Annotated in this window: 12 protein-coding genes; 6 read left to right on the top strand and 6 right to left on the bottom strand. The window is 61.4% G+C overall.

All coding sequences use genetic code 11. The features are described from left to right. Positions 1–207: 207 nt before the first annotated feature. Entirely contained in the window at positions 208–501 is a 294-nt protein-coding gene (locus tag KGA83_RS25405; protein ID WP_003226812.1) for a hypothetical protein, read from the bottom strand. A 56-nt stretch (positions 502–557) separates the two neighbouring features. Beyond that, complete coding sequence (locus KGA83_RS25410) at positions 558–1,163, bottom strand: arylesterase (protein ID WP_008049055.1); 606 nt, start codon at positions 1,161–1,163, stop codon at positions 558–560. A 10-nt stretch (positions 1,164–1,173) separates the two neighbouring features. Here KGA83_RS25410 and KGA83_RS25415 point away from each other — a divergent pair, with 10 nt between their 5' ends. From KGA83_RS25415 to greB, 3 genes are read left to right on the top strand one after another with little or no spacing between them, the layout of a single operon-like run. Continuing rightward, positions 1,174–1,857, top strand: a complete 684-nt coding sequence (locus KGA83_RS25415) for an ABC transporter ATP-binding protein (RefSeq protein ID WP_115947226.1) — start codon at positions 1,174–1,176, stop codon at positions 1,855–1,857. Then, the gene (locus KGA83_RS25420) at positions 1,857–4,361 is read left to right on the top strand and encodes an ABC transporter permease (protein WP_223531156.1); all 2,505 of its coding nucleotides are present in this window, start codon (positions 1,857–1,859) and stop codon (positions 4,359–4,361) included. Before KGA83_RS25415 ends, KGA83_RS25420 begins: the two co-directional genes overlap by 1 nt. Before the next feature lie 34 nt (positions 4,362–4,395). After that, a complete protein-coding gene (greB, locus tag KGA83_RS25425; protein WP_223531157.1) occupies positions 4,396–4,893 on the top strand; it encodes a transcription elongation factor GreB in 498 nt (165 codons plus the stop codon). Between the two features lie 3 nt (positions 4,894–4,896). Here greB and KGA83_RS25430 read toward each other — a convergent pair whose 3' ends face one another. The 3 genes from KGA83_RS25430 to KGA83_RS25440 form a co-directional block, all read right to left on the bottom strand. Beyond that, positions 4,897–5,205, bottom strand: a complete 309-nt coding sequence (locus KGA83_RS25430; RefSeq protein ID WP_008001428.1) for a hypothetical protein — start codon at positions 5,203–5,205, stop codon at positions 4,897–4,899. Between the two features lie 246 nt (positions 5,206–5,451). Continuing rightward, entirely contained in the window at positions 5,452–5,886 is a 435-nt protein-coding gene (locus KGA83_RS25435) for a DoxX family protein (RefSeq protein WP_115947229.1), read from the bottom strand. 103 nt (positions 5,887–5,989) lie between these two features. Beyond that, positions 5,990–7,411, bottom strand: coding sequence for a transglycosylase SLT domain-containing protein (locus KGA83_RS25440; protein ID WP_223531158.1), 1,422 nt, complete (start codon positions 7,409–7,411; stop codon positions 5,990–5,992). 236 nt (positions 7,412–7,647) lie between these two features. Between KGA83_RS25440 and KGA83_RS25445 the strand changes: the two genes are divergently transcribed. The 3 genes from KGA83_RS25445 (at position 7,648) to KGA83_RS25455 (ending at position 10,657) form a co-directional block, all read left to right on the top strand. Further along, the gene (locus tag KGA83_RS25445) at positions 7,648–8,457 is read left to right on the top strand and encodes a TatD family hydrolase (protein WP_223531159.1); all 810 of its coding nucleotides are present in this window, start codon (positions 7,648–7,650) and stop codon (positions 8,455–8,457) included. A gap of 194 nt (positions 8,458–8,651) precedes the next feature. Beyond that, on the top strand, positions 8,652–10,133 hold the full coding sequence (locus KGA83_RS25450; protein ID WP_223531160.1) for a methyl-accepting chemotaxis protein: 1,482 nt from the start codon (positions 8,652–8,654) through the stop codon (positions 10,131–10,133). A 158-nt stretch (positions 10,134–10,291) separates the two neighbouring features. Further along, positions 10,292–10,657 (top strand): Mpo1-like protein, encoded by a 366-nt coding sequence (locus KGA83_RS25455; RefSeq protein ID WP_223531161.1) that lies wholly within the window; start codon positions 10,292–10,294, stop codon positions 10,655–10,657. On the opposite strand, the gene KGA83_RS25460 is transcribed toward KGA83_RS25455, so the two are convergent. Continuing rightward, positions 10,658–11,455, bottom strand: a complete 798-nt coding sequence (locus KGA83_RS25460; RefSeq protein WP_223531162.1) for an acyl-CoA thioesterase — start codon at positions 11,453–11,455, stop codon at positions 10,658–10,660. Positions 11,456–11,656: the final 201 nt, after the last annotated feature.

Raw genomic sequence — 11,656 nt, forward strand, 5'->3', positions numbered from 1 at the left:
TGGCCGGTGTCTTTTTTTCAAACCGCGCTAGAACTTCTGTCCACATCGTTTTCGTCACCCTGACTGGTTTTTAGGGGATTCTAAACGAAGACCTTGAAAGGGCTGGCCGTAAGGGCGAAACCGCCAGAGGCCGTTACCGCAGAAACGGATATGTACACAGTCAACAAACGACAGGCCGGCTACCAGGCCGCCTCGATTCCCGACGGATCAAAGCTCAAACCGCAATTCAGGCCAGATCGGCGACGTACCCCGCTTTTGCGACTCAAGAATGGCCCGGCACAACGAACACAGACGCTGGTCCTGAAACACCCGGCGATCGACACTCGACCAGCGCGGCTGTGCCGGCAACAGGCTGCCACACAAGGTGCGATCCGCCGAACCGCCCAGCTCCAGTTGACGGGTTACCAGATGCACCCGCACTTCCTGGCAGGCGAACAGATCCAGCTGTTCGTCAGGCTCGATCAGTTGGTAGGCAAATAGTGACCAGGCAGGACGCGGCATCAGGGGCTCCAAATCGGGGGCGCCACCTTAGCCGAAAGCCTGCTTCTAGAAAAGTGTCATAACAGTGGTTTTAGAGTAGGCCAGACATTTTCCAGCAACTTGTCCTGGGCCCCGGCCGCCGGGTGTATGCCGTCGGCCTGCATCAAGTCCGGATGGCCGCCCACGCCGTCGAGGAAAAACGGCACCAGCGGGATCTTTTTCTCGTCGGCCAGGTTGCTGTAGACCTCGGCGAACGCCTTGGTGTAACGCGCACCATAATTGGGTGGCAATTGCATGCCGAGCAGCAACACCTTGGCACCGCTGGCACGGGAGCTGTCGATCATCGAAGCAAGATTTTGTTGCAATTGAGTTGGCAGCATCCCGCGCAGGCCGTCATTGCCGCCCAACTCGAGGATCACCAGTTCCGGTTTATGCTCTGCAAGCAGCGCGGGCAGGCGCGCCTGGCCTCCGGCACTGGTGTCGCCACTGATGGACGCATTGATCACTTTATCGTCGAAACCTTCGCGCCTGAGCCGTTGCTCAAGCAGCGACACCCACCCCAGCCGGGTATCCAGCCCGAAACCGGCGCTGATACTATCGCCAACGATCAGGACTGTACCCGCCGCTGCGTTTTGGGCCATGCACATCAAGGCCAGGCCAGCACTCAAAAACCAGACACGCATCGGACTCTCCATGGGCGCAAGCATTCTCATCGCGAAGGACCTTAGCAAAGTGGTCCCCAGCGCGGAAGGTGAACTGACCATCCTGCACCAACTCAGCCTGGAACTGAACCAGGGCGACAGCCTGGCCATCGTCGGCGCTTCGGGCTCCGGCAAGTCCACCCTGCTGGGCCTGCTTGCCGGCCTGGACCTGCCGAGCAGTGGCGAGGTCACTCTCGCCGGGCAAGGCCTGAGCAACCTCGATGAAGACCAGCGTGCGCGCATCCGCGCCGAGCACGTGGGTTTTGTCTTTCAATCGTTTCAGCTGCTCGACAGCCTCAATGCCCTGGAAAACGTCATGTTGCCACTGGAGCTCGATGGCCGCAAAGACGCCCGCGAACGCGCCACCCAATTGCTGCAACGGGTGGGACTGGGCCAACGCCTGACTCACTCGCCGCGCCAGCTCTCCGGAGGCGAGCAACAGCGCGTGGCGATTGCCCGCGCGTTTGCCGCAGAGCCCGATGTGCTGTTCGCCGACGAACCGACCGGCAACCTCGACAGCCACACCGGCGAGCGCATCAGCGACTTGCTGTTCGAGCTCAACAAGGAGCGCGGCACGACCCTGGTGCTGGTGACTCACGATGAACGCCTGGCCCATCGCTGCCGGCGCCTGATCCGTCTTGAAGCCGGCCTGCTGGTCGCCCCTCTGGAGCCTTGATGGCACGCCTGCCGCTGTTGCGCCTGTTCAGTCTCGCCATTCGCCAATTGCTGCGCGACGCCCGCGCCGGTGAATTGCGCGTGTTGTTTTTCGCCTTGCTGGTGGCCGTGGCCGCCAGCACCGCCATCGGTTACTTTGGCGCGCGCCTGAACGGCGCCATGCTGCTGCGCGCTACCGAGTTTCTCGGTGCCGACCTGCTGCTCGAAGGCAGTTCGCCTGCGCGCCCCGAACAGATAAGAAGCGGCACCGAACTGGGTCTGGAACACGCTCAGGTGGTGGAGTTTTCCAGCGTCATCGCCACCGATAACGGCATTCAGCTGTCCAGCATCAAGGCGGCCGATGACACCTACCCGCTACGCGGCGAATTGAAAAGCGCGCCCGCCCCCTTTGCCACGGAAACAGTCGGTGGCGGACCGCAACCCGGTGAAGCCTGGGTCGAGGCACGCCTGCTGACCGCCCTGGACCTGAAGATCGGCGATAGCATCGATGTCGGCATGAAAACCCTGAAACTGGCGCGGGTGCTGACTTACGAACCCGATCGCGCCGGCAATTTCTACAGCCTGACGCCGCGGGTGCTGATCAACCTCGACGACCTTGCAGCCACCGGCGTGGTGCAGCCCGGCAGCCGGGTCAGCTATCGCGAACTGTGGCGAGGCAACGCTCAGGCACTCGAGACCTATCGGCAACTGATCAAGCCGGGGCTCGCCGCCAACCAGCGCTTGCAGGACGCCCGCGACGGCAATCGACAGATCGGTGGCGCCCTGGGCAAGGCCGAACGCTACCTGAACATGGCCAGCCTGGTGGCGGTATTGCTCTCCGGCGTGGCGGTGGCGCTGTCGGCAACCCGCTTCGCCACCCGCCGCTTCGATGCCAGTGCATTGCTGCGCTGCCTCGGACTGTCGCGCCGGGAAACCATGGTGTTGTTCAGCCTGCAACTCACTGTGCTCGGGCTGCTGGCCAGCATCAGCGGCGCCCTCCTCGGCTGGCTCGCACAATTGGGTTTGTTTGCCCTGCTGCATGACTTGCTGCCGTCCGACGTGCCTCCGGGCGGGCTGTTTCCGGCCGTTGCCGGGATCGGCACCGGACTGGTGGCGCTGGCCGGTTTCGCCTTGCCGCCGCTGGCGGCCTTGGGCCGGGTTCCGCCATTGCGCGTGCTGCGTAGGGATATGCTGCCGATCCCTTCCAGCACCTGGATGGTCTACGGTGTAGCGCTGGGCGCCCTAGGCCTGATCATGTGGCGCCTGAGCCTGGACCTGGTGCTGACCTTTGCCCTGCTCGGCGGCGGCGTGATTGCAGCGCTGGTGCTGGGCGGCTTGTTGTTGCTGCTGCTGAAAAGTCTGCGGCGCATGCTCGCGCGTGCATCCTTGCCTTGGCGTCTTGGACTCGGGCAATTGCTGCGTCATCCGCTCGCTGCTGCGGGCCAGTCCCTGGCGTTTGGCCTGATTCTGCTGTCGATGGCGCTGATCGCCTTGCTACGTGGTGAGTTGCTGGATACCTGGCAAAACCAGTTGCCGAAAAACGCCCCCAATTACTTCGCCCTGAACATCCTGCCCGCAGATAAACAGGCCTTCACCGATCACCTGATCGCCGTGTCGGCGCAATCGGCACCGTTGTACCCGGTGGTGCCGGGGCGCTTGATCAGCATCAACGGCGAGCCGGTGCAACAGATCGTCACCAAAGAATCCGCGGGTGATCGGGCGATTCAGCGCGACCTGAGCCTGACCTGGGCCGCGGACTTGCCGTCAGGCAACAAACTCACGGCCGGCAATTGGTGGAGCGAACATACGCCGGACGATGTTCCCGGCGTGTCGGTAGAAGGCAAGGTCGCCGAAAGCCTGAAAATCAAGCTCGGCGACCACCTGATTTTCAGCGTTGGCGGGGTCAATCGCGAGGCGAAAGTCACCAGCCTGCGGGAGATCGACTGGGACAACTTCCAGCCGAACTTCTTCATGATCTTCCAGCCCGGCACCCTGAAGGATCTGCCGGCGACTTACCTGACCAGTTTCTACCTCGCACCCGGTCACGACCAGCAGATCGTCGACCTGTCCCGGGCCTTCCCGGCGGTGACGATCCTGCAGGTCGAAGCCTTACTGGAGCAACTGCGCAGCATTCTCGCCCAAGTGACCCTGGCGGTGGAGTACGTGTTGTTGTTTGTGTTGGCAGCGGGGATGGCGGTGCTGTTCTCCGGCCTGCAAGCGACGCTGGATGAACGCATTCGCCAGGGCGCCTTGCTGCGTGCGCTGGGGGCGGAACGGCAATTGCTGGTCAAGGCGCGGCGCATCGAGTTCGGTTTGCTGGGCGCCGTCAGTGGTTTGCTGGCGGCATTGGGATCGGAACTGGTGAGCCTGGTGCTCTACCGCTACGCCTTTGACCTGCCGTGGCATCCGCATCCATGGCTGATGTTGCTGCCACTGCTGGGCGCCGTGCTCATTGGAGGTGCCGGGGTGTTCGGTACCCGTCGGGCGTTGAACGCCAGCCCGCTGACAGTCCTGCGCGAGGGTTGATAGACTCCTGTCATCCTCACCACAAGAAGCTGTCATGAGCCGTTACCACCCTCCCCGCACTGCCGGCACCGCGCTGATCACCCCCGAAGGTGAAGCGCGGATGCGCGCCGAGTTCCATGAGCTGTGGCATGTACGTCGGCCCCAGGTTACCCAGGCTGTCAGCGAAGCCGCGGCTCAGGGTGATCGCTCGGAGAACGCCGAATACACCTACGGCAAGAAGATGCTGCGAGAGATCGACAGCCGCGTGCGCTTTCTCACTAAACGCCTGGAAGCGCTGAAAGTCGTCAGCGAAAAGCCCAGCGATCCGAACAAGGTCTATTTCGGCGCCTGGGTCACGATCGAAGACGAGGATGGCAAAGAGTCGCGCTACCGCATTGTCGGGCCCGATGAACTGGACCTCAAACTGGGCCTGATCAGCATTGACTCGCCGTTGGCCCGCGCCCTGATCGGCAAGGCACTGGACGCCGAAGTTCGAGTCCAGACACCGACCGGTGAGCAGTGTGTGTATATCGTGGCAATCGACTACCCATAAAACTCAACGGCGGGTGATCAGCCCTTGCCGGGCAACGCGGGTCAGTTGCCGGATCACTTCAGGAGCATCTTCGAGGCTAGGGGACTGAATCACTGCCAGATCGAAACTGTCGTCGGCGAAACGAGCGAGCGACTCACCGTCTTCGACAAACTGGATCAGGAAGGCAGCGGGACCGCCGGTACGACGTGGCCAGCCATCGAGATAACGCAGGAGCGTCGGCTGATGTTTGCCGCCAAGCAGGATTTTTGGATTGCGCTGGGTGAGATGTGCCGTGATCGGCGCGGGACGTACAACGGGGTTTAGTGCATTCATTGTGTCGTGTCTCTGCCTCAAAAGTCTGCATGGCAGGTGAGAGGCAACACCGAACCAGCGCTTTAGCGGTATTTCGAAGCCTGTCCGGCTTCTATCGGCAACTGGATGAGTCACCTGGCGCCCCGCAAGTAGCTGTTTAAATCGGCGCATAGGCAACATCCTAGAGAAGCTGACTGGACAGTGTCAAGAATGACGCTCAACAAAAAAGGCCCGCACGATGCGGGCCTTTTTGTTGAGCCAGAGCGGTCAGCCGGCGATGACACGGTCTGCCGAGAGTTTGCCCGCACCCTCGATCAATACCGCGATACTGCCACCGAGCAACGCCAGGGCGAACTCATAACCGTTGTTGGCCATGAACAGACCATTGCTGATGTGCACCGAGAAAATCGCCACCAGCGACAGGAAGATCAGGCCGAGCGCGGCCGGGCGAACCAGCAAGCCGACGATCAGGGCCAGTCCGGCGAAGAACTCGGTGCCGCCCGCCAGTGCTGCCATCAGGTAACCCGGCGTCAGTCCGAGGCTTTCCATGTACTGCGCGGTTCCAGCCAGACCATAGCCACCGAATGCCCCGAAGAGTTTCTGCGAGCCGTGGGCGGCGAAGACGATACCGACAACGATACGCAGAACCGTCAGGCCGTAGCCAGCGCGGGTAGACAGTACCTTGTTGATCAGAGTGCTCATGCTGTTTCATTCCTTGTAAGTGTGTGTTGGTTGGCCGCTATATTAATCAGTTAATTGCATGTTAAAAGCGCAAAAAACCCACCATTACAATCAGATTAGTTGATCATTTGCGTGAGGCAACCTTTTGTCCCTGGGGCTCCAGGGACTCTCGCTCCCGGTCGAATGCCAGGTAATACTTGTTCACGCTATTAACATAGCTGACGGGCCCCATACCCACTTGCTCCATGGCAACGCGTTCGACCTGGAAGAACCACTGGTTGGGATTCAATCCTCGCCGCCGGGCTTCTGCGCGCATGCCCTGAACCCGCTCCGGCCCGATGTTGTAGGCTGCCAGCACGAAGGCCATGCGTTCGCGTTCGTTGAGTTTCGGGCTGGCAAAAAACTTGCGCCGGATCATCGCCAGGTACTTGGCCCCGGCCTGCACATTGCCGTCTACGTCCTGAATATTGTTGACCCCCACTCGCTGCGCCGCAGCAGGCGTGATCTGCATCAGCCCGGTCGGGCCACCGCCACTGCGTGCTGCGGGCTGCAATGCTGATTCCTTGAAAGCCAGCGCCGCCAGGTTCAGCCAGTCCATGCCTTGGGCATCGGCGTGTTTTTGCAGTACCGGGCGAAGTTTTTCCAGTCGCTGCCGGTCCGCCTTGGCCAGCGGATAGTGCACTTGATAGAGACGCCGATAGATCCGCAGGAACGCGGCGTCCTGGTCCGACGGTTTTTTGTAGGCGGTGAGGAAGCGATCGATGCTGGCCCGCAGCATCGAGGCATCACGGCGCACGAACCAGAACTCTTCCCCCGGATCGCTGATGAGTACCTGTTTGTCGAAACGCAGCCTGGGCAGGATCTTGCCCCAGCGTTCGGCGATCGGCAGCTCGACGATGGTCAGGTGGTAGATCCCGCCCTGCACCATCTCCAGTACGTCCTCGACGGCAAGGCTCGGATCGACCCACTCGATTGTGACCGGGGGCAGTTTGTGCAGGGCAAGCTTTTGATTGATCTGGCTGACAGCATCCCCGGCGGCGCTGCCGGCGGGTAACGCCAGGGTCTTGCCGGAAAGCTGTTCAAGCCGTGTGTAGCGGCGCTCGCCCTTGATGCCCACCAGGACCAGCGGAATGTTGCTGGCAATCGGCTCACTGGTGCTGACGGCGAAGCCGGGTTGCAGATCGAGCAACTCGCCTGGCGCCACCAGATCGCCCTCCCCGCGCTGCAATGCGCCGAGCAATTGATCCTTGGCCTTGGGAATGATCTTGAGGGTGATTTCCTGACCGTCACGGGCATGACCGTTGAGGTATTGCTCGAACGCTCTCAAGCGGTGATATTCGACCCCGATCGCCTGCCCCTGGACTTCCCCGGAACTGTTGCGGCTCTGGTTGACCAACACCCGCAGTACACGACTGCTGCGGATTTGCACAAGGTCCCGTACCTCGCTGGCCGGTACGGCTTGCAGTGGCCCGGGCAGACGCGCGACCGCCGATATCGGCAGTAGCAGCGAACAGCACAGCAGTAGCAAAACCGAGGGACGAATCATCCACTCTCCGGAAAGAATATGAGGCGCGCTTCAATGACGAATGGCATCAAGCGCAGCGACAAAACAGAGCGCCCAGGGCGCTGGCAACGTGAGCAAGACTGGCACAATGATGGCAAAACTACCAACCTGGTCTGGCCCGCGGCTCAAGAGACAGCGTTAACCCATTGTAGTTCTTGGCTTTTCTTATAAATCCACGGCTCTGATATGCTTTCCGGCCTTTGGGCCGAGGTAGCACCATGCAACTCATCGATATCGGCGTCAACCTGACCAACGCCAGTTTTGCCGACAAACACCAGGCCGTGCTCGACCGCGCCTATGCGGCCGGCGTGTGCCAACTGGTGCTGACCGGCACCAGTGTCGAGGGCAGTGAACAGGCTCTTGAGCTGTGCCAACAACTGGACGAAAGCGCTCAGCGCCTGTTCGCCACCGCCGGTATTCACCCTCACTGCGCCAGCGACTGGAACGCCGACAGCGCCCGACGGTTGCGCAGCTTGCTCAAGGAGCCGAATGTGGTGGCCGTGGGCGAATGCGGGCTGGATTTCAACCGTGACTTCTCGCCGCGTCCGCAGCAGGAGAAGGTCCTCGAAGAACACCTGGCCATGGCCGTCGAATTGCAGTTGCCGGTTTTTCTGCACGAACGCGATGCCAGCCAGCGTTTGCTGGAGATCCTGCGCGACTTCCGCGACCAACTGCCGGCTGCCGTGGTGCACTGTTTCACCGGAGAACAGAAGGCACTGTTCAGCTATCTCGACCTTGACCTGCACATCGGCATTACCGGCTGGATCTGCGACGAACGCCGGGGCACGCATTTGCATCCGCTGGTCAAGGAGATCAAGCGCGGGCGCCTGATGCTCGAAAGCGATGCACCGTATCTGCTGCCGCGCAGCCTGCGCCCCAAGCCGAAAAACGGGCGAAACGAGCCGGCGTACCTGACCGAAGTATTGCGTGAAGTGGCGCTGCATCGCGCAGAAAGCCAGGAAGATCTGGCGGCGCATACCACCGCGTGCGCACGGGCGTTCTACGGCTTGCCATCAATCCCCCAGTAACCACAAATCCCCTGCTCGCGAAGGCGTCGTGTCTGCCAGCATCAAGTTGAATGACAGACCGCTTTCGCGAGCAGGCTCGCTCCCACAAGGGGTAATGGTGCAGCCCGTTGATCTGCATCAAGAATCAGCCACCTGAGTAGCGGCACAATGATGGCACCCTGCCAAAACTGTTTCCGCTATCAGAGAAGACCTCCATGGGTGCCTGGCTTAGCAATATCTCGCTGAAATACAAATTCTGGGCGGTCAACGCCGTCGCTTTCGTCACCACCCTGTTGCTGGTGTTATACGCGGTGCAGCTCGAACAGCAGGCCCGCAGTCATACCAACCAGGCTTCGGCCCAGGCCCAGGCGCGACTGCTCGAAGCCTGGCCCGCAGGGCAGCCGCTGCCCAACGCCGCAAATCTGCTGACTTACAGTCGCGGGCAGGCGCCCATGCTCGATGGGCAACCCATGCCGGAACTGGCCGATGCGAATGGCTGGGTCGAGATCAACGCGATGCCGTTGTTCGGTGACAACCCGTTGATGGGCGCCGACGTCTTTACCCGCATTGGTGGCCAGCAGGTGGCCGTGATTGCCCATGGCCCAAGTCTGAGCCAGGTGTTCAGCGAACGTTTTGCCAACTACGCGTTGGCCGTGTTCATCCTGATGCTGGCAATGCTCGGCGCATCGCAGTTATTGATCCGCTTCCTGCTCAGCCAGCTCAACACCTTGAAGGACGTCATGTTGCACGTGGAGAAAACCGGCGACCTGTCGGCCCGCGTGCCATTGGCTTGCTGCGACGAAGTCGGGCAAATGGCCAACGCCTTCAATGCCATGCAGGCCGGGTATCAACGAGTGGTCAATACTGTCGCCAGCACCGCCCGGCAACTGGATGATGGTGCTGCGCGGCTGGCGGCCAGCATGAATGAAGTGCGCCACGGCATGCTGGGCCAGCAAAGCGAAACCGATCAGGCGGCCACAGCGATCAATGAAATGACGGCCACGGTCTATCACATCGCCCAACACGCAGGCGCCACCCGTGACCTTTCGCAATCGGCCGATACCCTGGCCGGCAGCGGGCAGGAGGTGGTGACGCGGGTGCAGAGGTCGATTGCCGGACTGTCCACCGGCGTCCAGCAGACTGCCGAGATGATTCAGCGCCTGGCCGAAGACAGCCAGAAGATCAACGGCGTGGTCAACGTGATTCACAGCATCGCCGAGCAGACCAATCTGCTGGCGCTGAACGCCGCCATCGAAGCGGCCCGGGCCGGCGAGATGGGGCGCGGGTTTGCGGTGGTTGCCGATGAAGTGCGAAACCTCGCCAAACGCGTGCAGGCCTCCACGGACGAAATCACTATCATGGTGTCGGCGTTACAGGCCGGCACACGGGACGCGGTGGATTTCATGCAAGAGAGTTCGTTCAAGGCCGACGATTGCGTGCAACAGGCGCAAGAAGCTGGGGCAGCTTTAGCCGAGATCACCGGCGCGGTGGCGCAGATGCGTGAAAGCAATACGCAGATCGCGGTGGCGGCCGAGCAGCAGATCCAGGTGGCGGAAGAGATGAACCGGGCGGTGGTGAGCATCCGTGACGTGACCGAGAACACGGTGCAGCAGACGGTGACTTCGGCGACCACCAGCAATGAGCTGGCGGCATTGGCCGGGGAACTGAGCAAGGCCATCGGTCAGCTCAAGCTTTGAGGCCCTCTTCGTCGGAACGCCGCCCGAAGAGGGCGGTACTGACAACCTCAATCCAGACCATGACGTCTATCAAGCCAATAGCCAGCCTTGATTCGCCGCCAGCATTCGCCGGGCCTATTCTTCCTACATGTGTTCAACATGGATCGAGGATCAGCATCATGGGCAAACGTCACCCCAACCTTCCCGCCTGGCAATGGCGAGCGTACCCGAACAATCATCAGCACCCGACCAATCTGGTGCTGCACCTGATCGCGGTGCCATTGTTCATCGTGGCGTTTCTGCTGATTGTGTCCGGGGTGTTCAGCCTGGGCCTGGCGGACATCGCCATCGGCGTGATCGGTGTGATTGCGGCGCTGGCCTTGCAACGCCACGGTCACAGCCTGGAGACCCAAGCCTCCGAGCCGTTCAGTGACCGCAAGGATGCGATATCGCGCTTGTTGGTCGAGCAGTTCCTGACGTTTCCGCGGTTCTTCCTCAGCGGAGGCTGGTGGCGCGCCTGGCGTGAGCGCCACCGCCGTCACTGATCAGGCGAACACTGTCACCGTCTGCCGGCTCATGGCGATCAATCGGCCATCCGCGCTCCACATTTTCGCGGCGGCATGTCCGTAGCCGTCGGCGGCGTGCTCGGTTTCGACGAGGTACTTGCACCAGTCCAGGGTGTTCAGCTCCAGCAGCGGTTGCACGAATTCGATGGTCCAGGTCAGCGTGCTGCCCATCGCCGGCTTCTTCAAAAACGGCATCAGGGCCGGCGGCCAGGCGTCCACCAGCGCCAGGATGTGCGCCTCGCTGATGGCCTCTTCCTTTACGTCCCCGCGCAAACGCACCCAGCCGCCCATTTGCCGGGATGTGCTACCACTGAACGGCAGCCCGCCGACACTCCAGCGCATCGCCAGATGCCGCATGAATTCCGGGATGACGCCCTCGACAAAAGGCAGCTCCTGGCACTCGTCCCAGTGCTTCATTTCAGGTGCCGGCTCAGCGGCCACCGCCACTTCCGAGGGGCGTGAGGCGCCAAAGCTGCCCTGGATCAATGTCACCACCTGCCCCTTCTGCATCACTCGGCCCAACACCTGGCTGACGGCCTTGCCTTCGCGCAGCACGTCGACTTCAAAACTGACCGGAACCTGGGGTTCGACCGGGCCGACAAAGGTGATTGCCAGCGAGCGCACCGGACGATCCGCCGGCACCCGGGCACGCATGGCTTCGTACTGCAGGGCGGCCACCAGGCCACCGAAACTGGCGCGCCCCTGGGCCCAGGAGGCCGGGATAGACAGCTCCCGCGGATGGCTGCGGACAGCGTCGAGCAGTTCGGAAAAGCGCATGAAAACCTCTGGGATCGGAAAAAGATGAAGGGATCTTAACCAGCCAGCGAAGGCTATACAGCACCCATTCCGGCCAAATTGACTGACAGATGAGCCGTGCTCGGTTCTAACGCAAAAACCATGGTCAACATTGAGCCCATGTGGGAGCGAGCCTGCTCGCGATAGCGGTCTAACAGTCACGATGTGTGCTGAATGTTAATC

Source organism: Pseudomonas sp. GL-R-19 (assembly GCF_019956375.1).
In the GTDB taxonomy this organism is placed as follows: Bacteria; Pseudomonadota; Gammaproteobacteria; order Pseudomonadales; family Pseudomonadaceae; genus Aquipseudomonas.